18 protein-coding genes are annotated in these 24,408 nt (G+C 65.1%); 10 read left to right on the forward strand and 8 right to left on the reverse strand.

Annotated features, from left to right (window positions below; genetic code table 11):
* Positions 1–93 precede the first annotated feature (93 nt).
* The 5 genes from AC0WRY_RS11130 to AC0WRY_RS11150 all read left to right on the forward strand — a co-directional run bounded on the left by AC0WRY_RS11130 (position 94) and on the right by AC0WRY_RS11150 (position 11,040).
* Positions 94–1,785, forward strand: coding sequence for a methyl-accepting chemotaxis protein (locus AC0WRY_RS11130; RefSeq protein WP_194407024.1), 1,692 nt, complete (start codon positions 94–96; stop codon positions 1,783–1,785).
* Positions 1,786–1,962: 177 nt separating this feature from the next.
* On the forward strand, positions 1,963–4,155 hold the full coding sequence (locus AC0WRY_RS11135; RefSeq protein ID WP_194407025.1) for a methyl-accepting chemotaxis protein: 2,193 nt from the start codon (positions 1,963–1,965) through the stop codon (positions 4,153–4,155).
* Between the two features lie 257 nt (positions 4,156–4,412).
* On the forward strand, positions 4,413–6,509 hold the full coding sequence (locus AC0WRY_RS11140) for a methyl-accepting chemotaxis protein (RefSeq protein ID WP_491123096.1): 2,097 nt from the start codon (positions 4,413–4,415) through the stop codon (positions 6,507–6,509).
* A gap of 168 nt (positions 6,510–6,677) precedes the next feature.
* Positions 6,678–9,857, forward strand: a complete 3,180-nt coding sequence (locus AC0WRY_RS11145) for an efflux RND transporter permease subunit (protein WP_491123097.1) — start codon at positions 6,678–6,680, stop codon at positions 9,855–9,857.
* Positions 9,844–11,040 carry an efflux RND transporter periplasmic adaptor subunit gene (locus AC0WRY_RS11150; protein WP_194407027.1) on the forward strand — a complete coding sequence of 399 codons (1,197 nt, stop codon included), beginning with the start codon at positions 9,844–9,846 and terminating at the stop codon, positions 11,038–11,040. Before AC0WRY_RS11145 ends, AC0WRY_RS11150 begins: the two co-directional genes overlap by 14 nt.
* Before the next feature lie 150 nt (positions 11,041–11,190).
* Here AC0WRY_RS11150 and AC0WRY_RS11155 read toward each other — a convergent pair whose 3' ends face one another.
* Both AC0WRY_RS11155 and AC0WRY_RS11160 read right to left on the reverse strand, forming a co-directional pair.
* The gene (locus AC0WRY_RS11155) at positions 11,191–12,699 is read right to left on the reverse strand and encodes an acetyl-CoA acetyltransferase (protein ID WP_194407028.1); all 1,509 of its coding nucleotides are present in this window, start codon (positions 12,697–12,699) and stop codon (positions 11,191–11,193) included.
* A 136-nt stretch (positions 12,700–12,835) separates the two neighbouring features.
* A complete protein-coding gene (locus AC0WRY_RS11160) occupies positions 12,836–13,969 on the reverse strand; it encodes a nitronate monooxygenase (protein ID WP_194407029.1) in 1,134 nt (377 codons plus the stop codon).
* A gap of 301 nt (positions 13,970–14,270) precedes the next feature.
* Between AC0WRY_RS11160 and yghU the strand changes: the two genes are divergently transcribed.
* On the forward strand, positions 14,271–15,146 hold the full coding sequence (gene yghU / locus AC0WRY_RS11165) for a glutathione-dependent disulfide-bond oxidoreductase (RefSeq protein WP_491123098.1): 876 nt from the start codon (positions 14,271–14,273) through the stop codon (positions 15,144–15,146).
* A 117-nt stretch (positions 15,147–15,263) separates the two neighbouring features.
* On the opposite strand, the gene AC0WRY_RS11170 is transcribed toward yghU, so the two are convergent.
* The 5 genes from AC0WRY_RS11170 to AC0WRY_RS11190 all read right to left on the reverse strand — a co-directional run bounded on the left by AC0WRY_RS11170 (position 15,264) and on the right by AC0WRY_RS11190 (position 19,576).
* Positions 15,264–15,989 (reverse strand): N-acetyltransferase, encoded by a 726-nt coding sequence (locus tag AC0WRY_RS11170; RefSeq protein ID WP_371746322.1) that lies wholly within the window; start codon positions 15,987–15,989, stop codon positions 15,264–15,266.
* Positions 15,990–16,009: 20 nt separating this feature from the next.
* Positions 16,010–16,627 carry a flavin reductase family protein gene (locus tag AC0WRY_RS11175; protein WP_194407031.1) on the reverse strand — a complete coding sequence of 206 codons (618 nt, stop codon included), beginning with the start codon at positions 16,625–16,627 and terminating at the stop codon, positions 16,010–16,012.
* Between the two features lie 113 nt (positions 16,628–16,740).
* Positions 16,741–18,018, reverse strand: a complete 1,278-nt coding sequence (locus AC0WRY_RS11180; RefSeq protein ID WP_028143270.1) for an acyl-CoA dehydrogenase family protein — start codon at positions 18,016–18,018, stop codon at positions 16,741–16,743.
* A gap of 292 nt (positions 18,019–18,310) precedes the next feature.
* A complete protein-coding gene (locus AC0WRY_RS11185; RefSeq protein WP_063196139.1) occupies positions 18,311–18,691 on the reverse strand; it encodes a VOC family protein in 381 nt (126 codons plus the stop codon).
* A gap of 105 nt (positions 18,692–18,796) precedes the next feature.
* A complete protein-coding gene (locus AC0WRY_RS11190) occupies positions 18,797–19,576 on the reverse strand; it encodes an SDR family NAD(P)-dependent oxidoreductase (protein ID WP_194407032.1) in 780 nt (259 codons plus the stop codon).
* A gap of 168 nt (positions 19,577–19,744) precedes the next feature.
* Between AC0WRY_RS11190 and AC0WRY_RS11195 the strand changes: the two genes are divergently transcribed.
* From AC0WRY_RS11195 to AC0WRY_RS11205, 3 genes are read left to right on the forward strand one after another with little or no spacing between them, the layout of a single operon-like run.
* Positions 19,745–20,533 (forward strand): enoyl-CoA hydratase/isomerase, encoded by a 789-nt coding sequence (locus AC0WRY_RS11195; protein WP_194407033.1) that lies wholly within the window; start codon positions 19,745–19,747, stop codon positions 20,531–20,533.
* 10 nt (positions 20,534–20,543) lie between these two features.
* On the forward strand, positions 20,544–21,530 hold the full coding sequence (locus tag AC0WRY_RS11200) for a phosphotransferase family protein (protein WP_194407034.1): 987 nt from the start codon (positions 20,544–20,546) through the stop codon (positions 21,528–21,530).
* 3 nt (positions 21,531–21,533) lie between these two features.
* Positions 21,534–21,911 (forward strand): DUF6285 domain-containing protein, encoded by a 378-nt coding sequence (locus AC0WRY_RS11205; RefSeq protein ID WP_194407035.1) that lies wholly within the window; start codon positions 21,534–21,536, stop codon positions 21,909–21,911.
* Positions 21,912–22,052: 141 nt separating this feature from the next.
* On the opposite strand, the gene AC0WRY_RS11210 is transcribed toward AC0WRY_RS11205, so the two are convergent.
* A complete protein-coding gene (locus tag AC0WRY_RS11210) occupies positions 22,053–22,832 on the reverse strand; it encodes an enoyl-CoA hydratase-related protein (protein WP_194407036.1) in 780 nt (259 codons plus the stop codon).
* A 213-nt stretch (positions 22,833–23,045) separates the two neighbouring features.
* On the opposite strand from AC0WRY_RS11210, the gene AC0WRY_RS11215 reads away from it, so the two are divergent.
* Entirely contained in the window at positions 23,046–24,320 is a 1,275-nt protein-coding gene (locus tag AC0WRY_RS11215) for an acyl-CoA dehydrogenase family protein (RefSeq protein WP_194407037.1), read from the forward strand.
* Positions 24,321–24,408 lie beyond the last annotated feature (88 nt).

Here is a 24,408-nt window from a genome sequence, read left to right on the forward strand (position 1 = left end):
AGGTGCTCTGGTGTTGGATGTCGGCGCTGCTCCTTTTGGTTGATTCGTAAGACCTCCGCACGCGCCGCCGCGCCAGCACAACGAGACCCGATTATGTTTGCCAAGCTTTCCATTCGCGCCAAGATCATCAGCGTCGTGGCGTTCCTGCTGCTCGCGATGACCGGCATGGGCCTGCTCGCCGTGTCGAAGATGCGGTCGATGAATGCCAGTACCGTCGATATCACCACGAACTGGATGCCGAGCGTCAGGGTGATCGGCGACCTGCGAGCCGCGGTCATCACATACCGCAACGTGGTTCGCCAGCACATGCTGGCCGAGGCCCTGGAAGACAAGCTCGTGGTGGAGAAGACCGCTGGCACGGTGACCGAGGCGCTCGCCAAGACGCGCAGCAAGTATGAAGCCATGATCAGCTCCCCGGAAGAGCGCGCGCTCTACGGCCAGTGGTCGAAACTCTGGGACGATTACAAGAAGGGCACCGACGAGGTCATGGCCTTGTCGCGCAAGGAGGCGGGCAAGATCCCGCGCGAGGCACAGGAGCTCAACTCCAAGACGGTCAACAAGATCGGCCTTCAGGCGGATGAGGTCCTGAACAAGGACATCGAGCTCAACACCAAGGGCGGCGAACAGGCCGCTCAGGATGCCGCCGACAACTATTCCTACGCTTTCATGCTGGTGTCGGTCATTCTCGGCGCCGCTGTGGTGATCGGGATCGGCCTCAGCTTCTATCTGGTCCGCGACGTCTCGAACGGCATCAATTCCATCACCGAGCCGATGCAGGCGCTGGGCCGGGGAGATCTGGCCGCCGAGGTCCCGCATCGCGGCGAGAAGACGGAGATCGGCGCCATGGCCGACGTGCTCCAGATCTTCAAGGAGGCGTTGATCGCCAAGAAGGCCGCGGACGAAGCTGCGGCCGCGGATGCCGAAGCCAAGATCGAGCGCGGCCGCCGCGTCGACAACATCACCCGCGAATTCGAAACCATGATCGGCGAGATCGTCCAGACCGTGTCGTCGGCTTCGACGCAGCTCGAAGCCTCCGCTTCGACGCTGACCTCGACTGCCGACCGCTCCCAGCGGCTTGCGACCACGGTTGCAGGCGCTTCGGAGGAGGCTTCGACCAACGTGCAGTCGGTCGCCTCTGCCACCGAGGAGATGGCCTCGTCGGTCGGCGAGATCAGCCGTCAGGTGCAAGAATCGGCACGGATGGCAGGCGATGCCGTCGGCCAGGCGCGCGCCACCACCGAGCGCGTCAGCGAGCTGTCCAAGGCCGCCGCGCGCATCGGCGACGTCGTTGAGCTGATCAACACCATCGCGGGCCAGACCAATCTGCTCGCGCTGAACGCGACCATCGAAGCCGCGCGTGCCGGTGAAGCCGGTCGCGGTTTCGCCGTGGTGGCCTCCGAGGTGAAGGCGCTCGCCGAGCAGACCGCGAAGGCCACCGGCGAGATCGGCCAGCAGATCTCCGGCATTCAGGCAGCGACCAACGATTCGGTTGGCGCCATCAAGGAGATCTCCTCCACCATCGAGCGCCTCTCCGAGATTTCCTCGGCGATCGCGGCCGCGGTGGAAGAGCAGGGCGCGGCGACGCAGGAGATCGCCCGCAACGTGCAGCAGGCGGCGCAGGGAACGCAGCAGGTCTCCTCCAACATCACCGACGTGCAGCGCGGCGCGACCGAGACCGGCACGGCGTCCTCGCAGGTGCTGTCGGCAGCGCAGATGCTGTCCAACGACTCGGGCCGATTGAAGAACGAGGTCAGCAAGTTCCTGACCAACGTCCGCGCGGCCTGATCCCTCCGTCAGGTATCGGATGACGCAAGAGCGGCGCCCTCGGCGCCGCTCTTTGCTTTTGGGGAGAGCCTGCGCGCACTGACATATTTTTCACGTGGGTCGTACGGTTCCAAATCTTTACGGGTTCCGAACTGAGGGAACTTTAACTTTCCTCGCAGTGTTTCGGAGACTCAACCCGTGAAGCTGCTTTCATTTTCCGCCATTCGCTCCATCCAATTGAAAATCGCGCTGATCGCCGGCCTCTGCCTTGCTGTCACCTGTGTCGTGCTGATCGGCTACGGCCTCTTCTCGACGCAGAGCATGAACCAGTACGTGACCCACGAGGTCATGCAGCTGGTGGACCATCAGACCAAGGAGAGCCTGATGAACCGGGCCTCCACCGAAGCCAACGCGATCAAGGCCGAGCTCGAGGTCGGCTTTGATGCTGCGCGCACCACGGCGCATGCCTTCGCGACCCTGGCGGACGAGAAGACCGGCACTCCGATCGCGGCGCGGCGGGCCCAGTTCAACGCGCTGCTGCGTCACGTGCTCGAGCTCAACCCCGCCTTCAACGGCACCTATTCGGCCTGGGAGCCCGGGGCGCTGGATGGCGATGACGCGGCGTTCAAGGGTCGCAAGGAGGTCGGATCGGACAACACCGGCCGCTTCCTGCCGTATTGGACGCGCAACGCAAACGGCGATATCGCAGTCCAGCCGCTGGTCGAGTACGACAGCAGTGAGCGGCACCCCAACGGCCTCGTGAAGGGCGCCTGGTACATCAATCCGAACACGACGGGCAAGGAGAACATCCTAGGCCCGCTGCCCTACATCGTGCAGGGCAAGGCGGTCTTTCTGGCGACCATGTCGGTCCCGGTCATGATCGGCGGCAAGTTCCGCGGTGTTGCCGGCGCCGACTACAATCTCGATTTCGTGCAGAAGCTCGCAATCAAGATCAACGGCTCGCTGTTCGAAGGCAAGGGCAAGGTCGCGATCCTCAACGATACCGGCCTGATCGTCGCCAACAGCGCAAACCAAGAGGTGATCGGCAAGAATGCGTCGGAAGCCGACCCGCGCTGGAGCGAGAGCCTCGCCATCGTCAAGGCCGGCAAGAGCACGGTGCAGGACGATCCGAAGTACGCCAATATCGACATCTATGCGCCGATCCGCTTCGGGCTCACCGAGAACGCCTGGTCGGTCGTGATTTCGATCCCGCGCGACGTGGTGCTGGCCTCCGCCCGCCAACTGGATGCTTCGCTCAGCGCCCGAGCGACGTCGAACACGTTCTGGCAGCTCGGCGTTGGCCTCGTCATCGTGCTGGCGGCCATCTTCCTGATCTCGTTCGCGGCACGCAAGATCGCGCGGCCGATCCAGGATTGCGCCAATTTCGCCGATGGCATCGCCAAGGGCGATTTCAACCAGCAGCTCGAGATCAATCAGGCTGACGAGGTCGGCAGGCTCGCGACGTCGCTGGGCTCGATGCAGGGCGACATCAAGCGCAGCATCGAGCAGCGCGCCCAGGACCAGGCCGCTGCCGACCGCGAACGCAAGCGCGCGATGAACGAGCTGGCGGACAGTTTCGAAGCGCAGGTCGGCGGCATCGTGGAGACGGTCTCGGCCGCATCCGGCGCGCTGGAGACATCGGCGGGATCGCTGAGCTCGACCGCCGAGCGGGCGCAACAACTCGCCTCCGTCGTCTCCGCCGCGTCCGATCAGGCGTCCGGCAACGTGCAATCGGTGGCCTCGGCGACCGAGGAGATGGCTTCGTCTGTCGGTGAGATCAGCCGTCAGGTGCAGGAATCGGCGCGGATGGCGAACGATGCCGTCGGTCAGGCACGCGCCACCACCGAGCGCGTCAGCGAGCTGTCCAAGGCGGCCGCGCGCATCGGCGACGTCGTCGAGCTGATCAACACCATCGCGGGCCAGACCAACCTGCTGGCATTGAACGCCACGATCGAGGCGGCGCGCGCGGGCGAGGCCGGCCGCGGCTTTGCGGTGGTCGCTTCCGAGGTGAAGGCGCTCGCCGAGCAGACCGCGAAGGCGACCGGCGAGATCGGCCAGCAGATCTCCGGCATTCAGGTGGCGACCAACGATTCGGTCGGCGCCATCAAGGAGATCTCCTCCACCATCGAGCGTCTCTCGGAAATCTCCTCCGCGATCGCAGCCGCGGTGGAAGAGCAGGGCGCGGCGACCCAGGAGATCGCCCGCAACGTGCAGCAGGCGGCGCAGGGCACCCAGCAGGTCTCCTCCAACATCACCGACGTGCAGCGCGGCGCGACCGAGACCGGCTCGGCCTCCTCGCAAGTGCTGTCGGCCGCGCAAATGCTGTCGAACGACTCGGGCCGGCTGAAGAACGAGGTCAGCAAGTTCCTGACCAACGTCCGCGCGGCATAATCCTTGTCCGATCGAACGACGAGCGGCGCCAAGAGCGCCGCTCGTTTCGTTGAGCCGGCGCGTGAGTGGCACGGTGCGGCGGCGCTGCGCCGCGCAGGTTCTCGCGGGCAACGTTTTGATAAGCATAAGCAGTGAAGCCCAGGGCCTTACGATTGCACTTTGACGTGAGACAACATCGCGTTGCGAACGTTGGGTAGTTCTCGTGAAGCCGACCGGTTCCGTCATTGGAAGCGGTGCTCGGAAGAAGGAAGCCAGCGGTGCATCTCAGAATAGGCACGGTACTACCCGTCATCATTTCAGCGCTTGCCTTGATGGGGGTGGCGGCCACCGGCTACACGGCCGTTCAAGCCTACCACGACCGTCAGGAGGCGGAGGTCTTCGTCGGTCTCAACGGCATTTCGCAATTGCTGCTGCACGGTGCCGGGCAATGGGCGAAGGAGCGCGGCATGACCAATGCGGCGCTAAATTCGCCCGAGGTGCTTGCCGCCGATCGACGCTCGGAAATCGACGGCGTGCGTGCGACGTCGGATCAGGCCTTCCGCGATGCCGTGCAACGCCTGCGCGGCGTCACGGCGATGAAGGGCGCCGAACAGCGTGTCTCGGAAGCGGAGCGGGCATTCCAGAACTTCGAAAACCTGCGCCGCAAGGTCGATGCGAATCTCGCCAAGCCTTTGCCGGAGCGCGACGGCGAGGTGATCAAGGCCTTTGCCCCGGCGATCACCGACCTGATCGAAATTGCCACCAACAGGCTGCGCCTCACGCTGGAGACGCTGACCAGCTCGCCCTCGGCGGCCATGGCACGCCTCGTCGGCCTTCGGCACCTGACGGCGGAGATGGCCGAGAACGCCGGCCGCGAACGTGCTTTCCTCGGCGGGTTGATCAGCTCGCATGCGAAACTTGCAGCGGACGGCATCGGCCGGATCGCCACCTTCCGCGGCCACGTCGAGCTCGCCTGGGAGACGGTCGCTCCGATCGCCGAACGCAGCGACGTTCCGGCAGCACTCGCGAGAGCGATCAAGTCGGTGAATGAGGATTACTTTCGGACCTATGGCGCACTGCGTGCCGAAATCCTCGCGGTCGGTCCGACCGGTGAGTACAGGATCGGTGGCCGGGATTACGTGAGCCGCGCGACGACGGCCATCAATTCCATTCTCGCCCTGGCGGACGCGATCGGCGCGGCGGCGGATATGGAGGCTGCCGAACAGGCGAAGGCGAGCGCCTCCAATCTGATCGTCAGCGTTGCGATTCTGTTCGCGAGCCTTGGCCTCACGCTGCTGAGCTTCTGGGTTGCGCTGTCGCGGATCGTGCGCCCATTGTCGGCTTTGACGGGTGCGATGGGCGAGTTGGCGAGCGGCAATTTCGCGGTGGTTCTCCCCGGACTTGGCCGCAAGGACGAGGTGGGCGACATGGCCCACGCGGTGGAGACGTTCAAGGTCAAGGCCGAGGAGAAGGCGCACGAGGTGGCAGATGCCAAGATCAGGCAGGACCAGGTCGCGGCCGAACAGCGCCGCGCCGACATGCACAGGCTTGCCGGTCAATTCGAGACCGCAGTCGGCGAGATCGTGGATGCCGTGAGCTCGGCTTCGACCGAGCTGGAAGCCTCTGCCGGTGCGATGAACGTGACGGCCGCGCGGGCGCAAACGCTCGCCGTCGCCGTCGCCGACGGTTCGGAGGAAGCTTCCGCAAACGTCCAGTCGGTCGCCTCCGCGACCGAGCAGCTGTCGTCCTCCGTCACCGAAATCAGCCGCCGGGTGCAGGATTCGGCCCGAATGGCCAACGAGGCCGTCGATCAGGTCCGGTTGACCGATGGGCATATCGACGGATTGTCGCGGGCGGTCGCCAAGATCGGCGACGTCGTCGAACTCATCGACCAGATCGCAGGGCAGACCAATCTTCTCGCGCTCAACGCGACGATCGAAGCGGCAAGAGCGGGCGAGTCCGGGCGCGGCTTCGCGGTGGTCGCGTCCGAGGTCAAGGCCCTGGCCGCGCAGACGGCGAAGGCGACCGGCGAGATCGCACAGCAGATCACCGGCATCCAGTCGGCGACCCAGGAATCCGTCACGGCCATCCGCGACATCGGCGGCACCATCGCGCGGCTGTCCGAAATCGCTGCAGCCATTGCCGCGGCGGTGGAGGAGCAGGGCGCGGCGACGCAGGAGATCACGCGCAACGTCCAGCAGGCGGCCAAGGGTGCGCAGCAGGCCTCGACCAATGTCGGCGAGGTCGAGCGGGGAGCCGCCGAGACCGGCGCGTCGTCCTCGCAAGTCTTGTCGGCGGCGCAGATGCTGTCGCGCGACTCCAATCGTCTCAAGCTCGAGGTGTGCAGGTTCCTGAACGCGGTCCGCGCCGCCTGAGACAGGCTGGTGCATGGCTGTGATGTCGATTTTGCAGTGCGGTAGCAGGGAAGTGAAGGCAGGATAGTTCTGGTTATTAGCGTTTCCGGCGGTGCTCCGGTAAAGGGAAATGGGGATCGCCGTGGGGGCGGCTTCCGTAGTCTCATTTGACCTGGAATTGCCTGGCGCATGATTGCTCTGGTCCGTATTGCCCTGAGTCGGCCGTATACGTTCGTCGTGCTCGCGCTCCTGCTGCTGATCATCGGACCGCTGGCGGCGCTGCGGACGCCGACCGACATCTTCCCTGACATCCGCATTCCCGTGATCGGCGTGGTCTGGCAGTACACCGGCCTGCCGCCCGACCAGATGTCCGGCCGCATCACCACGCCGTTCCAGCGCGCGCTGACGACGACCGTCAACGACATCGAGCACATCACCGCCAACTCCTACAACGGCTTTGGCATCATCAAGATCTTCTTCCAGCCCAACGTCGACATCCGCACCGCCAATGCGCAGGTCACCGCGATCTCGCAGACGCTGCTCAAGCAGATGCCGCCAGGCGCGACGCCACCCTTGATCCTGAACTACTCGGCCTCCACCGTGCCGATCATCCAGGTGGCGCTGTCGGGCGATGGCCTGACCGAGCAGAACCTCGCCGACATCGGCATCAACCAGCTGCGCACGCCGCTGGTCACCGTGCCCGGCGCGGCGATCCCCTATCCGTTCGGCGGCAAGCAGCGCCACGTCCAGATCGATCTCGATCCCACCGCGCTCCAGGCCCGCGGGCTATCCGGCCAGGACGTCGCCAACGCGCTGGCCGCGCAAAACCTGATCACGCCGGTCGGCACCCAGAAGATCGGCCAGTTCGAATACAACATCCAGCTCAACAATTCGCCGCTGAAGATCGACGAGCTCGGCAACCTTCCAATCAAGACCGTCAACGGCGCCATGGTCTATGTGCGCGACGTTGCGAGCGTACGCGACGGCAATCCGCCGCAGACCAACATCGTCCATGTCGACGGCAACCGCTCGGTGCTGATGATGGTGCTGAAGGCGGGCGCGACCTCGACGCTCGACATCATCGCCGGCATCAAGCAGAAGGTGATTGACGTCAAGGACCAGCTCCCCGACGCGCTGAAGATCGGCTTCATCGGCGACCAGTCGGTGTTCGTCCGCGGCGCGATTCAAGGCGTCGCGGTCGAGGGCGTGATCGCGGCGCTGCTGACCAGCGTCATGATTCTGCTGTTCCTCGGCAGCTGGCGTTCGACCATCATCATCGCGGTCTCGATCCCGCTCTCGGTGCTGGGCGCCATCATCATGCTGTCGGCGATCGGCGAGACGCTGAACATCATGACGCTTGGCGGCCTCGCGCTCGCGGTCGGCATCCTCGTCGACGACGCCACCGTGACCATCGAGAACATCAACTACCATTTGGAGCAGGGCAAGCCGGTCGAGCAGTCGATCCTCGACGGCGCCAACCAGATCGTGACGCCGGCCTTCGTGTCGCTGCTCTGCATCTGCATCGTGTTCGTCCCGATGTTCTTCCTCAGCGGCGTCGCGCGCTTCCTGTTCGTGCCGATGGCGGAAGCCGTTATGTTCGCGATGATCTGGTCGTTCATCCTGTCGCGCACGCTGGTGCCGACCATGGCGAACTATCTGTTGCAGCCGCATGTCCACCACGAGGGCGCCCCGCCGAAATCGCGCAATCCGCTGGTCTGGTTCCAGCGCGGCTTCGAGGCGCGGTTCGAGCGCATCCGCGGCGGCTACCATGATTTCCTCGGCCTTGCGCTGGCCCACCGTGCGGTGTTCGTGATCGGCTTCCTCTGCGTGGTCGGCGCGTCCTTCGCGCTGGTGCCGTTCCTGGGGCGCAACTTCTTTCCCGCGGTCGATGCCGGCAACATCCTGATGCATGTCCGCACCCAGGTCGGCACCCGCGTCGAGGAGACCGCCAACCAGCTCGCCGACGTGCAGAAGGCGGTGCGCAAGCTGATCCCGGGCGAGATCGAGACCATGACCGACAACATCGGCATGCCGATCTCCGGCATCAACATGACCTACAACAACACCGGCGTGATCGGCCCGCAGGACGGCGACATCCAGATCAAGCTGAAGGAGGGCCACAAGCCGACCGAAGAGCATGTGCGCGTGCTGCGCGAGCAATTGCCGCGGTTGTTCCCCGGCGTCAGCTTCGCCTTCTTGCCGGCCGACATCGTCAGCCAGATCCTGAATTTCGGCGCGCCGGCGCCGATCGACCTGCAGATTCGCGGCGCCAATCTCGCCGCCAACTTCGCTTACGCCAACTCCCTGCTGGCAAAGGTCCGCAGGATCCCGGGCGTGGCCGACGCGCGGATCCAGCAATCGCCGAACGCGCCGACCTTCAACATCGACGTCGATCGCACCCGCGCGCAATATGTCGGCCTGACCGAGCGCGACGTCACCAACAGCCTCGTGGTCAATCTCGCGGGATCCTCGCAGGTCGCGCCGACCTATTACCTCAATCCCGACAACGGCGTGTCCTATTCGATCGTGATGCAGACGCCGCAATACCAGATCGACTCGCTCAGCGCGCTGCAGACGCTGCCGATCACAGCCGCGGGCAATGCGCAGTCGCCGATCCTCGGCGGCATCGCCGACATCAGGCGCTCGGCCTCGAGCGCGGTGGTCTCGCAATACGATATCCAGTCGATGGTGCAGATCTTTGCGACCACCTCGGGCCGCGACCTCGGCGCAGTCGCCGCCGACATCCGCCAGGTGATCGCGGATACGGCCAAAGAGGTGCCGAAAGGCTCCTCAGTGGTGCTGCTCGGACAGGTGCAGACCATGAACAGCGCCTTCACCGGCCTGTTGTTCGGGCTGCTCGGTGCTGTCGTGCTGATCTATTTCCTGATCGTGGTGAACTTCCAGTCCTGGTCCGATCCTTTCGTGATCATCACGGCGTTGCCGGCTGCGCTCGCCGGCATCGTCTGGATGCTGTTCACGACCGGGACCACGCTGTCGGTCCCCGCGCTGACGGGCGCCATCATGTGCATGGGCGTTGCCACCGCCAACAGCGTGCTCGTGATTTCGTTTGCGCGCGAGCGCTACGAGGCGCTCGGCGATCCCATTGCCGCCGCGCTCGAGGCCGGCTTCGTGCGGTTCCGCCCGGTGCTGATGACCGCGCTCGCCATGATCATCGGAATGGCGCCGATGGCGCTGGGGCTGGGCGAGGGCGGCGAGCAGAATGCGCCGCTTGGCCGCGCGGTGATCGGCGGCCTGATCTTTGCGACCTTCGCCACGCTGATGTTTGTTCCCGTGGTGTTCAGTATGGTACACAAGAAACAAGGCGCCAAAGTCGCCGCCCCTTTGGAGACCTCGCATGTCGCCCACTGAATCCGGCTCCCCGGTGTCGCGCCGGAAACTGGGCATCTTCGGCGTGGTGGCGCTGATCGCGGCTGGCCTCGTCGTCGGCACGGGCATCCGTGCCCGCGAGGAGCAGGGCTCCAAGCTGAGGGAATGGACCGATGACCAGGCCATTCCGAGCGTGGCGGTGATACAGCCGAGCGCCAAGGCGCAGAGCGCCACCATCGACCTGCCGGGCCGGCTGGAAGCCTATTACCGCGCGCCGATCTTCGCCCGCGTGTCGGGTTATCTGAAGAGCTGGAGCGCCGACATCGGCGCCCGCGTCAAGGCGGGGCAGGTGATCGCCGAGATCGAGGCGCCCGACCTCGATCAGCAGCTCTTGCAAGCCAGAGCTGACCTCGCCAGCCAGCAGGCCAGCGCGAGGCTGTCGGAGGCAACGCTGAACCGGCGCAAGACGCTGGTCGCCTCCAACTTCGTCTCGGCGCAGGAGATCGACGAGCGCACTGCCGACCTCTCCAACAAGAACGCCGCCGTCAATTCGGGCAAGGCCAATGTCGAACGGCTGGAGGCGCTGGCCGGCTACAAGAAGATCGCCGCGCCGTTCGACGGCATCGTCACCGCGCGCGACACCGACGTCGGCGCCCTGATCAATGCCGGCGGCGGCTCCGGTCCGGCGATGTTCGTGGTCTCGGACATCACCAAGCTGCGCGTCTACGTCAACGTCCCCCAGAATTACGTGCCGGCGATCAAGATCGGCGCCAAGGCGACCATCACGCTGCCGGAATATCCGAACCGGAATTTCCAGGCGACCGTGGAAGCCTCCTCGCAGGCCGTCGACGTCGCCTCCGGCACGACGCGCATGCAGCTCGGGCTCGACAATTCGAGCGGAGAGCTGATGCCCGGCGGCTATGCCAGCGTGAAGCTCAACCTGCAGCGCGACTCCGCGCCTCTCAGCATCCCCGCCAGCGCCCTGATATTCAACGGGAGCGGCTTGCGCGTTGCCACCGTCGGCGCGGACGACAAGGTGCTGTTCAAGCCCGTGACCATCGCCCGCGACCTCGGCCGCGAGATCGAGCTCGCCTCGGGCATCGCGGCAGATGACCGCGTCATCACGGCCCCGCCGGACGGCCTCTCCGACGGCGATCCGGTGCGCGTGGTCGGCGCCAGGGGCAAGCCGGCGACGGCGTCGGAGAAGCAGGCGCCGAAGGGGTAGGGCAGTCTCGTTCCCCGGACGCAGCGCAGCACGCAGTGGTGCGCTGCAGAGCTGGGGCCCGTCTCTTCGCGCCGTAGCATGTCGCTTTCTAGGTCCCGGCTCTGCGGAGCGGCCCTTCGCGCTGCACCCTGTCCGGGACACGAGAACAAGCTATGCCACGCGCCACTCGGGCACACCATCCGCGGCCATCGTGATCTCGCCCAGCGATCCCACCGGCGTCCGGTCCATATCGAGCAGATGCGCCAGCGTCGCTTCATCGCTCGCCGGTATCCGCGCCAATGTGCGCCGGTCGTCCGCCGTCCGCAGCATCACCACGCCATGCTCGACATTGCCGCCGCGGCCGTAGAGCACCGTAAAGCTCTCGACCCTGCCCTTGCCCGAGGCCTCGCTAGCGAACTCCGGCACCGCGCGCTTGTTGCGGTCGGCTTCGGCTTGCACGCCGGTCTCCTGCGCCAGCGCCTCGCGCGGCGGCGCCTTCGCCACCACCAGCGCGTGATGTTTGGTGACGAAGCCGCCCTGGCCATAGAGCAGGCCGAGCCTGCCGCCGTCGCGCAGGCGCCGCACCATCGCGCAGGCCGCATGCGTCATGTAGGTATTGAGCGGTGCGCCGAAGAAGGTGAGGCCGCCGGTCACGGTCGGCTGCACGTCGGCACCAAGGCCGAGCGTGCGCCGTGCCATCTTGGGTACGCAGGGGAAGCAGCTATAGAGCTCGATCGCGTCGAACTTTTTCCCGTCGCCGCCGGCGAGGTCCACCACCGCTTTGAGCACCGCGTTCTGCGGATGGCTCTCGTAGAACTGGTCGCGCAGCAGATAGTCGCGCGGCTCTTCCGCCGAGGCGCCGCCGAGCGGATAGACCAGTTTGTCCTCCGCGATGCCGAGCGCGCGCGCCTTGGCGAGGCTGGTGAGCATCAGTGCGCCGCCCATGTTGACGCTGGGATTGGCGACCATCAGCTTGTTGTAGGGCCACGCGATCAGGCGGTTGTCCGCGCTCGGCGTCGTGATCTCCTCCGGCGCATAGCGCCGCTTCAGCCACGCATTGGGATTTTGCGCGGCGGCCTCCGAATAGCGCGACCACAGCGTGCCCGATTCCGCCATCGCCTCGCGCGGCGTCTGGCCCCAATGCGCGGAGGAGGCGGCCTCGTAGAATGGATAGACCGTGACGGGCCGGAACACCCCTAGCTTCACCGCCAGCGGCTTCTGGAACGCCGCGCCGCGCTTGGGCTCCTCGACGTCATGGGCGAACGGCGTCCATGGCAGCTTTGCGCCGGCACGCTCCGCCTTGGTCGCGGTCGATTGCGCCTCGGCGCCGCAGATCGCCGCCACGCTGCATTCGCCGCGGGCGATGCGCTTGGCTGCCTCGTGGATGTAGCGGATCGGGCTCTCGCCGCCGACCGGGCCGTAATAGCAATGCGCTGGCGTAATGCCGAGCCGTTGCGCCAGCAGCTTTTCCGGATCGCGATAGCGCCAGCTCAGGAAGTTGACGACGTCGAGCGACTGCACCTCGCCGAGCAGCTTTGCGCCGGCATCCGCCTCGGCGCGCCGCAGCGCCTGTTCGAGCAGGTCGAGCGGCTCGAGGCCTTCGGTGATCTCCTTCGGGCGGTCGACGATCTCGCCGATGCCGACGATGACGGGGATGCGGTCGGGGGAAACAATCGTCATTTTTCTTGCTTCTTCACTCTCTCAGAAATCTCCGACCTCGTCCTGAGGAGCCCGCGAAGCAGGCGTCTCGAAGGACGGGCCGCGGGCTCTCATGGTTCGAGACGGCGCTTGCGCGCTTGCTCACCACGAGGGTCTATCATTCCGCCACCAGCGCATTCATGTGCTCGACGGCTTCGGCGAAATCTACCTTGAACTCCTGCACCACGGCACCCGCCGACTTCACGCTGTCGATCAGCCCGACGCCCTGGCCGACGAAATAGCTGACGAGATCGCGCGCCCTGGCGTTGCCGCTCGCGGCCGCTCGATCGATCGAATGAAACGCGTCGCGGCTGATGATGCTCTGCAGCGGCATCGGCAAGGCGCCCGGGCTGTCCGGCGCGCGGTCCCAGGCGTCGGTCCAGACCGAACGGAGCTGCCGCGCCGGCTTGCCGGTGCGTCCCTTGGAGCGCACGGCGTCGCGCGAGGATGCCGCGATCATCTTCTCGCGGAAGATCTCCGTGGTTTCGGCTTCCACCGTCGCAAGCCACACTGAGCCGGTCCAGGCGCCGGCCGCGCCCATTGCCATGCAGGCCGCCATCTGCCGTCCGGTCATGATGCCGCCGGCCGCCAGCACCGGCACGTCGCGAATCGGCTTGATCGCCTTGATCACCTCCGGCACCAGCACCATGGTCGAGACCTCGCCGCAGTGGCCGCCGGCTTCGGTGCCCTGCACCACGAGGATGTCGACGCCGGCCGCGACCTGGCGCAGCGCGTGCTCCTTGGCGCCGACCAGCGCTGCGACCGGCACGCCGTGTTTCTTGCCCATCTCGATCATCGCCTTGGGCGGTACGCCGAGCGCGTTGGCGATGAGGCGGATCGGATGATTGAAGGAGACCTCGAGCAGCTGCAGCGCGGTTTTTCCGTCGAACGGCTGCGGCTGATCGGCTGCGACCTCCGTGCTCGCCAGTTCGATGTCGTATTTCTTCAGGAGCTCGCGCGTGTAGGCGCGGTGCTCTTGCGGCACGCGCGCTTCCAGGCTCTTCCAGGTGACGTCCTTCTCGCCCGCCGTCGAGATGTTCTCGGGGATCAGCACGTCGATGCCGTAGGGCTTGCCGTCGACGTGATCGTCGATCCACTTCAACTCGCGTTCGAGCGTATCGGGCGTGTGCACGGTCGCCCCCAGCACGCCGAAGCCGCCTGCGCGGCTGACGGCGGCGACGACGTCGCGGCAATGGCTAAAGGCCAGCAGCGGGAACTCGATTCCCAGCATGTCGCAGATCGGCGATTTCATGGCTCTCTCTCCCGGCGGCCTTCGCATTTTCGTTGTTTTCGCTGGCGAAGCAAAGTGACGCGAGCCAATCGATGACATGCCGGATTCGGCGAGGCATCTTGTGTGTAGGCGTCGCGCGCTTCCCTCACGCCGACCGCCCGTCATTTCGGGTTCGCCCTGCTGGCGCCCCGGAATGACGGGGAGGGCCGCCTGCCATGACAAAACGTGAAGTTGTCCCGGCCGGCAATGCGTTGCCGTGCCCTTGTCATCGGCCATTCCAGGGCTAATTAATGCAGGCGCATCTTTCCGCCGGAGCCCCCGCATGACCGACACCCCCGCCTACGTGCCGCCCAAAGTCTGGACCTGGAACAAGGAGAATGGCGGGCAGTTCGCCAGCATCAATCGCCCGATCGCCGGCCCCACCCATGACAAGGAGCTTCCGGTCGGCAAGCACCCGCTGCAGCTCTATTCGCTGGCCACCCCGAACGGGGTCAAGGTCACGGTGATGCTGGAGGAGCTGCTGGCCCTCGGCCACAAGGGCGCCGAATACGACGCCTGGCTGATCAAGATCGGCAATGGCGACCAGTTCGGCAGCGGCTTCGTCGCCATCAACCCGAACTCGAAAATCCCGGCGCTGATGGACCGCTCGGGCCGGGAGCCGATCCGGGTGTTCGAATCCGGCTCGATCCTGTTCTACCTCGCCGAGAAGTTCGGCGCCTTCCTGCCGAAGGACGTCAAGGCCCGCACCGAGGCGATGTCCTGGCTGTTCTGGCAGATGGGCAGCGCGCCCTATCTCGGCGGCGGCTTCGGCCATTTCTACGCCTACGCGCCGACCAAGATCGAATACGCCATCGACCGCTTTGCGATGGAGACCAAACGCCAGCTCGACGTGCTCGACCGGCGCCTTGCCGACAACGAATATCTCGCGGGCAAGGCGTACACGATCGCCGACATGGCGGTCTGGCCGTGGTACGGCGCTCTCGCCAAGGGGCTGGTCTATGGCGCCGGCGAGTTTTTGTCGGTGCAGGACTACAAGAACGTGCAGCGCTGGACCGACCAGATCGCGCAGCGCCCCGCCGTGAAGCGCGGCCGCATGGTCAACCGCGTCTCCGGCGATCCCGCCAGCCAGCTGCACGAACGCCACGACGCCAGCGATTTCGAGACCAAGACGCAGGACAAGATCGAGCCTGCGACGTAGGTGCGTAGGGCGGATTAGCCGAAGGCGTAATCCGCCACTCTTCGTCACGTAGGCGTTCGGCGGATTACGCTCTCGGACTGCGCTTTGCGCAGCCGGGAGCTAATCCGCCCTACGCGATCAATCCGGCAAAATTCCCCCGGAGCCGCCAAGATCCGCGGGCAGGTCGGCATATTTCGGCAGGCCATCCCTAACCGAGACCATCTTGCTCGCGTAGTTCGCGTGCAGGGTCGGCTGGTGTCGGTATCCCTTCAGCAGATTGGCGTAGACGTCGATCAGCCGCATCCGCGGATGCTCGGTCATGACGTGGCCGCCGCAGCGCTTGCAGAACTTTCGATAGGAATGCTCGGTCTTGTTGAACGTCCCGAGCTCTGCCTCGCCCTTAATGATGCGCACAGCGTCCGACTTCCACAGGCTGAAGGCGTTGATCGGCGCCGCCGACCAGGCTTGGCAATCGGCGCAATGGCAATAGCCAGCAAACATCGGTTTGCCGGTGACCGCGACCTCGACCGCGCCACAGAAACAGCCGGCGCGATAGCTCGCCTGTGGCTCGGCATGCGTGTTCCTTCCCTCGGCGAGGAGATCGTTGTATTCAGGACTCTTCCGCATGAAATTGCGAATGAAATCGCACTCGACCAAGAGCTTGCGGCCCTGCGCCCGCACCGCATCCAGCGTGGCGCGGCCGAGCTTCGAGCCGATGCCGCGGCCGCCGAGCTCCGGCGGCACCTCGGTGTGCACCAGCGTGATCGCGCCGTCGGTCTTGCGGTAGGTGACGAAGGCGATCGGCCCGTCGACGTCGAGCTCGAACCGCTCGCGTTCTTCATTGTCGCGAAAGGCTTCCGGCATCGTTTCGCTCCTGGGTTCGACTATTTGGTCTTTGCGCCTTCCGCCGCCGGAAACACCACGCGGTCGTCGGTGCGGCAATAGCGGTCGGCGAACATGCGGCCGATCGGGTGATAGCGGTCCATGTGCACCCGCATCGTCTCGTCATCCCACAGCTCGTCGCGAATGTGGAAGTGGAGACCTTCGCCCATGATCAGTTTGCGATCGTCGTTGACGTCGATCAGCTTCCAGAGCTTGCACTCCATCGCCCAGGGCGTGTCGGCGAGCCGCGGCACCGCGATTGTCGTCGAGGGCGCAAGCTTGAGGCCGAGATAATCTGGCTCACCGACCTCAGGCGGAAAGTCGCCGCTGCTCTCGTGCATCGCTCGCGCCAGCGGCTCATCAGCGATATTGACCACGAATTCGCCGGTGCGCTGGATGTTGAGGAAGGTGTCCTTGTCCTCACCACCAGGCTTGCGGTTGGCCGCGAACATGCAGAGCGGCGGATCCTCGCAGAAGGCGTTGAAGAAGCTGAATGGCGCTGCGTTGACGACGCCGGTCGGCCCCAGCGTCGTGACCCACGCGATCGGCCGCGGCAGGATGAAGGACGTCAGCACCTTGTAGCGCTCGCGCGGCGTCAGCTCGCTGGCGGCGTAGTCCATAGTGGCTCCTGGGCAAGTCGTCATTGCCGGGCTTGACCCGGCAATCAGTCAATCCTGAAGACATGCTCCTCACGATGGATGCGCGGGTCAAGCCCGCGCATGAGGAGTTGGGATCACGCCATGCTCAGCTCGTGGCGCCCGACCACCATCCAGTGCACCTCGTCCGGACCATCCGCAAAGCGCAGGTGACGCACGTCCTGGTACATCTCGGCGAGGGGAGTCCAGTGCGAGATGCCGGTGGCGCCGTGCATCTGGATGGCCTGGTCGATGATCTTGCAGGCGCGCTCCGGCACCATGGCCTTGACCATGGAGACCCAGACGCGGGCCTCCTTGTTGCCGAGCACGTCCATCGCCTTGGCGGCCTTCAGCACCATCAGTCGCATCGCCTCGATCTCGCAGCGCGCCTGCGCGATGATTTGCATGTTGCCGCCGAGATGGGCGATCTTCTTGCCGAAGGCTTCGCGGGTGAGGCCACGCTGCACCATCAGGTCGAGCGCCTTCTCGGCCTTGCCGATGGTGCGCATGCAGTGATGGATGCGGCCGGGGCCGAGGCGGAGCTGCGAGATTTCGAAGCCGCGGCCTTCGCCGAGCAGCATGTTCTCCTTGGGCACGCGCACATTGTTGAAGCGCATGTGCATGTGGCCGCGCGGCGCATGGTCCTGGCCGAACACGTACATGGGCCCGAGCACCTCGACGCCGGGCGTGTCGCGCGGCACCAGGATCTGCGACTGCTGCTTGCTCGGCGCCGCATCCGGGTTGGTCTTCACCATCACGATGAGGATCTTGCAGCGGGGATCGCCGACGCCGGAGATGTAGTACTTCTCGCCGTTGATGACCCATTCGTCACCGACCAGTTTTGCGGTCGTCGAGATGTTCTTGGCGTCGGAGGAGGCGACGTTCGGCTCGGTCATGACATAGGCCGAGCGGATCTCGCCGTTGAGCAGCGGCTTCAGCCACTTCTCTTTCTGCTCCTTGGTGCCGACGCGCTCCAGCACCTCCATGTTGCCGGTGTCGGGGGCCGAGCAGTTCATGCTCTCCGACGCCAGCGGGCTCTTGCCGAGCTCGGAGGCGATATAGGCGTAGTCGAGGTTCTTCAGGCCCTGGCCGGTCTCGTCGTCGGGCAGGAAGAAGTTCCAGAGGCCTTCCTGCTTGGCCTTGTTCTTGGCCTTCTCCAGCACCTCGAGCTGCTTCGGCGTAAAACTCCAGCGGTCTTCCTTGCCTTCGCCGGCCTTGGCGAACTCGATCGACATCGGCTCGACCGTGTCGCGGATGAACTTCTTGACGTGATCGTAGAGCGGCCGGACCTGGTCCGACATCCGGAGGTCGTTGAGCTCGTCGCCGGGATTGAGGGTGTAGTTGGTGGTGCGGGGAATATAGGTGTGTTTTGTCATTGTTCCTCCCGGGGACGCTGAGATCGTTCTGGCGGCAGAATAGTGCCAGCGCGGCCAAAGTGCGAGCGCGCATTTTTCACGCGGAGCCATGCCACGCGATGGAATTTGGCGAGCTCGTTTGAAATGTTGTTTGAATGGGGTGGAGAGGCGGCAGGTCCGCGCCTTACACGCCGCTGTCATCGCCCGGTGAAAACCGGGCGATCCAGTATTCCAGAGAGAGCGACGATTGGATCGAGATGTCGCGGCGTATTGGAATCCCCGCCTTCGCGGGGAATGACACCCAGCGTGAGGTTTAGTTCGGTAGCCGATGCATCGCGCAGATCTTGTTGCCGTCGAGATCGCGCAAATAGGCGAGATAGAGCTTGCCGCCGGGGCCCTGGCGGATGCCGGGCGGATCCTCGATCGATTTTGCGCCGGCGGCAACGCCCGCCGCATGCCAGGCATCGACCTGCTCCGGCGAATTGGCGGCAAAGCCGATCGTGCCGCCGTTCGCGCAGGTCGCGGGCTCGCCGTTGATCGGCTTCGACACCGAGAACACGCCGGTCTTGGTGATGTAGAAGATGCGGTGGCCGTCGACCCTGGCGGGCCGGACCTCGAGCGTGCTCAGCAAATTGTCGTAGAACGTCTTGGCCTTGTCGAGATCGTTGGTGCCGATCATGATGTGCGAGAACATTTGCCCATTCCCTCAGTATTGTAGCCCGGATGGAGCGAAGCGAAATCCGGGTCTTGTTTGCTTGTGCGGTCCCGGATTGCGCTTCGCTCCATCCGGGCTATAAAATCAAAATGCCGTATAGCCGCCGTCAATCACGAAAGTATCCGCGGTGTGGTACGACGAGGCCTTGCTCATCAGATAGACCGCGATGCCGCCGAAATCGGATGGCTCGCCGAAGCGCCGCACCGGAATCCGCGGCATCACGTTGGCGACGAATTTCTCGTTCGCCATGATGCCTGCGGTCATGTCGCTCTTGATCCAGCCTGGCAGGATCGCGTTCGCGGTGACGCCGTGGCGGGCGAGCTCGACGCCGAGCGCGCGCACCAGCGCGTTGATCGCGGCCTTGGTCGCGGCATAATGCTCGTTGCGCGCGGTGCCGAAGATCGAGGCGAGGCTCGAGGTCGCAACCAGTCGGCCGAAGGGGTCGCCGGCATTGGCGCGCTCGGTCATGTGCCGCGCGGCAGCCTGGAAGGCATGGAACACGCCGTCGAGATTGGTGGCAAACATCGTGCGCCATTCCTCCTCGGTGCGCTCGATGAAGGAGCGCCGGCCGCCGCCGCCGATGCCGGCATTGGCGAAGCAGCCGTCGACCCGGCCGAAAGTGTCGAGCGTCGCCTTCATCGCGGCGTTGACCGAGGCCGGATCGGTGACGTCGCAGACGCGGCTGTCGACCTTGCCGGAGAGCCCCGACAGGCTCGCGGCGGCGGCCTTGTTCTTCTCGGCATTGCGGCCCCAGATCGAGACGTTGCAGCCCTGGCCCGCGAGCGCCTGCGCGATGCCGAGCCCGATGCCGCCATTGCCGCCGGTGATCACGGCGACGCGGCCGGTGAGGTCGAAAAGGTTCATGGCGCGTTTCCCGTTTTTTGGCACAGACGCGCATCAGCCGCTGCGCGCAAGATTGCTTGCTATGCTCTGATCACCATGGACAAGACCGCGTCAAAAATCAAATATGCGCCCCGGCAAAACGAATTCCGGTCTGCGAAACTGGCGCAGGCCGCAACTCACGAGGAAACCATGCAGTTCAAACACGTCACGCTCGATTTCGATGGTTCGGTCGCTATCCTCAGGCTCGACCATCAGGAGGTGATGAACGCGGTCTCCGTGGACATGCTGGGCGGTCTTTCCGAAGCGCTCGATACGATCGAGGAGAAGAAGGACGAGGTGCGCTGCGTGGTGCTGACTGGCGCGGGCCGCGCCTTCTGCACCGGCGCCAATCTGCAAGGCCGCAACAACCAGTCGAAGAAGACCAAGGCCGGCCTGACGCTGGAGACCGGTTTCCATCCCTTCCTCCGCCGTATCCGCAATCTGCACTGTCCCATCATCACCGCAGTTAACGGCCCGGCCGCCGGCGCCGGCATGAGCTTCGCGCTGCTCGGCGACATGATCTTGTGCGCGCGCTCGTCCTATTTCCTGCAAGCCTTCCGCCGCATCGGCCTCGTGCCGGATTGCGGCTCGACCTGGCTGTTGCCGCGGCTGGTCGGCCGCGCGCGCTCCATCGAATTGTCGCTGATGGGCGAGCGGCTGCCGGCCGAGAAGGCGCTGGAATGGGGCCTCGTCAACCGCGTCTATGACGACGGCGTGCTGATGGAGGAGGCGATGAAGCTCGCGCGCGACCTCGCCAGCGGTCCGACGGTGGCGCTGTCGCTGATCCGCAAGCTCTACTGGGACAGCCCGGAAAATTCCTTTGAGGATCAGCTCAATCTCGAATTCCAATGCCAGCTTCGTGCGGGCGACACCCAGGATTTCCGCGAGGGCGTCGGCGCATTCCTGGAGAAGCGGCCCGCCAAATTCAACGGCAGATGATCAAAGGCAAATGATCGAGGCGGAGCTTTCCCGCAGCGTCCAGCGCTGGTGCAAGGGCGCGACCGGCGTCATCGGCGCGGCCAAATTGTCGGGCGGCGCCAGCCAGGAAACCTGGCGCTTCGACATCACGCACCCTGATGGGCCGATCGGCGCGATCCTGCGCCGCTCGCCGAAAGGCTACGGCGCTGCGCCGACGCGCGCGGCGGGTCTTGGGGCTGAAGCGCAGCTGATGCAGCTCGCTTATGAGGCCGGTGTGCCGTCGCCGCGCGTGATGCATGTGCTCGTGCCGGAGGACGATCTTGGAACCGGCTTCATCATGCAGCGCGTCGAAGGCGAGACCATCGCGCGCAAGATTCTGCGCGACGATGAGTTCGCGGCGGCGCGGCCGCATCTGGCGCGCCAGATCGGCGGCATTCTCGCCGGCCTGCATCGGCTGCCGCAGGACAAGCTGCCAAAACTGCGCAGCAGGTCGGCGACGCAGGAGATTTCCGAGTTCGAGCGTGACTATCGCAGCCTGAACTGGCCCAAGCCCGTGTTCGAGCTGGCGCTGCGCTGGCTGCGCGACCACGATCCTGGCCCCTCGGGCGAGACGACCTTGGTGCACGGCGATTTCCGCAACGGCAATCTCATCATCGGTGCCGACGGCGTGCGCGCCGTGCTCGATTGGGAGCTCGCCCATCTCGGCGATCCCATGGAAGATCTCGGCTGGGTCTGCGTCAATTCGTGGCGCTTCGGCGAGATCGACAAGCCTGTCGGCGGTTTTGGCTCGCGTGAGGAGCTGTTTGCGGGTTATGAAGCCGCGGGCCGCAAGGTCGATCCCACGCGCGTCGAATTCTGGGAAGTCATGGGCACGCTGCGCTGGGGCATCATGTGCGGCGGCATGATGCAGCGCTTCCGCGAGGGCCCCGACCATTCGATGGAGCGCGCCATGATCGGCCGCCGCGCCAGCGAGACCGAGATCGATCTGTTGCGGCTGCTAGCGCCGCGCGGGAGCTGAGCCATGCAGGACGAGCCGACCCCGATCGAGCTGACCAAATCGGTCGCCGATTTCCTCCGGAGCGACATCACCCCGCTGATCTCCGGCCACCAGGCCTTCAAGCTCCGCGTCGCCATCAACATCCTCGACCTCGTGACAAGGCAATTGACGCGGGAAGAGGGGAGCGATGCGGCGGAGGTGGAGCGGCTGCGCGCGCTGCTCGGAATCGACGGATCAGTGACCGATCTCAACCGTGCGCTCGCGGATCGCATCGCCAAAGGCGAGATCGACCTCGCAACGCCAGGCCTCGCCGAGCATCTGTGGGCGACCACGATGGACAAGCTCGCCGTCGATCAGCCGAACTACGCGTCCTACAAGCGGGAACTGGGGCGGGGCGGATAAACGACGTTCCATCCGCCGTCATTCCGCGGCGTCGCACAGCGACGAACCCGGGATCCATTCATCGGCTCGCTTTGGCGCTCGATGGATTCCGGGCTCGCGCCTGTCGGCGCGCCACGGAATGACGAGCGGCGAGAAGCCCGATCACTTCCCCACCCATTTCGGCGGCCGCTTCTCCGAGAACGCCTTCGGGCCCTCGATGTAATCCTGCGAGGCCACCATCGCCTGCACCGCCGGGTACTCGCGCTGCTCCGCGATCGCCTGCTCCAGCGAGACGCCAAGTCCCTTCTGGATCGCCTGCTTGGAAGCCCGGATCGACATCGGCGAGTTCTTGGCGATCGTCTCGGCCCAGCGCAGCGCGGCGGTGAGCGCTTCGCCCTGCGGCACCACTTCGTTGACGAAGCCGAGCTCGAGGCCTTCCTTGGCGCTGACATGGCGCGCGGTGAGGATCATGCCCATGGCGCGCTTGAGGCCGATCTGCCGCGGCAGGCGATGCAGGCCGCCGGCGAGCGCGGCGAGGCCGACGCGCGGCTCGGGCAGGGCGAAGGTCGCGTTCTCCGAGGCGATGATGAGGTCGCAGGCGAGCGCGATCTCGAAGCCGCCGCCCATCGCGACGCCGTTCACCGCCGCGATAACAGGCTTGTCGCAGTCGAAGCGCGCGGTGAGGCCGGCAAAGCCGCCCTTGTCCCAGCCGCGCTTGCCGCCCGCCGCCTGCCACTTCAGGTCGTTGCCTGCGCAGAACGCCTTGTCGCCGCTGCCTGTGACGATCGCGATCCATTGCTCGGGATCTCCGGAGAAATCGTCAAACACCTTCTGCAGCTCGAAATGCGCATCGGTGTGCAGGGCGTTGTAGACCTCCGGCCGCGACAGCGTCACGATCGTGATCGGCCCCTTGCGTTCCACCTTGGAAAATTTCAGCTCCATCGCGCGCTCCCGGATTTTCTTTCGAAGGAATATTGGCGCCATACTACCGCGCGCCCACGCTCAAGCACCATCGAATTGCGTGGGTGCGCCTTGCGCATCCGGCACGCCTCGCATTGCTTGACTCGGCCGCGCTCTTCTCACCTTAATCGTGCGAAGCAAAAGCGCGCCTAGCGCCTTAACGCAAAACGATAAAATCAATCCGGGAGAGAACCTGTGGATTTTTCATTGCCAGCCGATCTCGTCGCCTATCTCGGAGAGCTCGACCGTTTCATCGCACGCGAGATCAAGCCGCTGGAAGAGGCCGATGACAACATCCGCTTCTTCGATCATCGCCGCGAATGGGCGCGCACCGATTTCGAGAACGGCGGCCTGCCGCGCCACGAATGGGAGGCGCTGCTGCGCAAGGCCAAGGACCTCGCGGATGCCGCGGGTCATCTGCGCTTTCCGGTGCCGAAGCAATATGGCGGCAAGGATGGCTCCAACCTCTGGATGGCCGTGATCCGCGAGCACTTCGCCGCAAAAGGCCTCGGCCTGCACAACGATCTCCAGAACGAGCACTCCGTCGTCGGCAATTTCCCCGTCGTCACCATGCTCGACCGCTACGGTCGCGACGACCAGAAGGCGATGATCGACGGCTCGATCAAGGGCAAGTATCGCATCACGTTCGGCCTCACCGAGCCGCATCACGGCTCGGACGCCACCCACATGGAGACGCGCGCGGTGCCCGCGACCCGCGACAACGTCAAGGGCTGGATCATCAACGGCGAGAAGATGTGGACCACCGGCATGCATGTTGCCACGCATTGCGCGCTGTTCGCGCGTACCAGTGGCAATGACGGCGACGCGCGCGGCATCACGTGCTTCCTGGTGCCGGCCAAGAGCCATGGCGTCAAGGTCGAGGAATACATGTGGACCTTCAACATGCCGACCGATCATCCGCGCGTCAGTTTTACGGATGTGTTCGTCCCTGAAGATGCACTGTTCGGCGAGGTCGGCCGCGGCCTGTCGCTGGCGCAGTGCTTCGTGCACCAGAACCGCATCCGGCAGGCCGCAAGCTCGCTCGGCGCTGCCGTCTACTGCATCAACGAGAGCGTCAAATACGCGCGCGAGCGCAAGCCGTTCGGCAGGGCGCTCGCCGAGAACCAGGCGATCCAGTTCCCGCTGGTGGAGCTTGCGACGCAGGCCGAGATGCTGCGCCTTCTGATCCGCAAGACCGCCTGGGAGATGGACCAGCTCACCGAGGAGCAGATCGAGCGCACGCTCTCCGACCGCGTCTCGATGTGCAACTACTGGGCAAACCGCCTCTGCTGCGAATCCGCCGACCGCGCCATGCAGGTCCATGGCGGCATGGGCTATTCACGCCACAAGGCGTTCGAGCACATCTACCGCCACCATCGCCGCTACCGCATCACCGAGGGCAGCGAGGAGATCCAGATGCGGAAAGTCGCGGGGTTCTTGTTCGGCTATATGGGGCCGGGGAAGCATTGAGGCTTGCACCGCTCTCGTAGGGTGGATTAGCCGCAGGCTTAATCCACCACTTCCGTCGCCCCGGAAAATAAAGAGGTGGGTTACGCCT

The sequence above is a fragment of the Bradyrhizobium sp. T-12 genome (assembly GCF_058314695.1).

Coding starts and splice junctions, on each gene's coding strand:
- AC0WRY_RS11185 (WP_063196139.1), bottom strand. CDS start 18,691: ATGTTCTCGCACATCATGATCGGCACCAACGATCTCGACAAGGCCAAG.
- AC0WRY_RS11195 (WP_194407033.1), top strand. CDS start 19,745: ATGCAGTTCAAACACGTCACGCTCGATTTCGATGGTTCGGTCGCTATC.
- AC0WRY_RS11150 (WP_194407027.1), top strand. CDS start 9,844: ATGTCGCCCACTGAATCCGGCTCCCCGGTGTCGCGCCGGAAACTGGGC.
- AC0WRY_RS11145 (WP_491123097.1), top strand. CDS start 6,678: ATGATTGCTCTGGTCCGTATTGCCCTGAGTCGGCCGTATACGTTCGTC.
- AC0WRY_RS11155 (WP_194407028.1), bottom strand. CDS start 12,699: ATGACGATTGTTTCCCCCGACCGCATCCCCGTCATCGTCGGCATCGGC.
- AC0WRY_RS11190 (WP_194407032.1), bottom strand. CDS start 19,576: ATGAACCTTTTCGACCTCACCGGCCGCGTCGCCGTGATCACCGGCGGC.
- AC0WRY_RS11175 (WP_194407031.1), bottom strand. CDS start 16,627: ATGGACTACGCCGCCAGCGAGCTGACGCCGCGCGAGCGCTACAAGGTG.
- AC0WRY_RS11205 (WP_194407035.1), top strand. CDS start 21,534: ATGCAGGACGAGCCGACCCCGATCGAGCTGACCAAATCGGTCGCCGAT.
- AC0WRY_RS11200 (WP_194407034.1), top strand. CDS start 20,544: ATGATCGAGGCGGAGCTTTCCCGCAGCGTCCAGCGCTGGTGCAAGGGC.
- AC0WRY_RS11210 (WP_194407036.1), bottom strand. CDS start 22,832: ATGGAGCTGAAATTTTCCAAGGTGGAACGCAAGGGGCCGATCACGATC.
- yghU (WP_491123098.1), top strand. CDS start 14,271: ATGACCGACACCCCCGCCTACGTGCCGCCCAAAGTCTGGACCTGGAAC.
- AC0WRY_RS11180 (WP_028143270.1), bottom strand. CDS start 18,018: ATGACAAAACACACCTATATTCCCCGCACCACCAACTACACCCTCAAT.
- AC0WRY_RS11130 (WP_194407024.1), top strand. CDS start 94: ATGTTTGCCAAGCTTTCCATTCGCGCCAAGATCATCAGCGTCGTGGCG.
- AC0WRY_RS11160 (WP_194407029.1), bottom strand. CDS start 13,969: ATGAAATCGCCGATCTGCGACATGCTGGGAATCGAGTTCCCGCTGCTG.
- AC0WRY_RS11170 (WP_371746322.1), bottom strand. CDS start 15,989: ATGCCGGAAGCCTTTCGCGACAATGAAGAACGCGAGCGGTTCGAGCTC.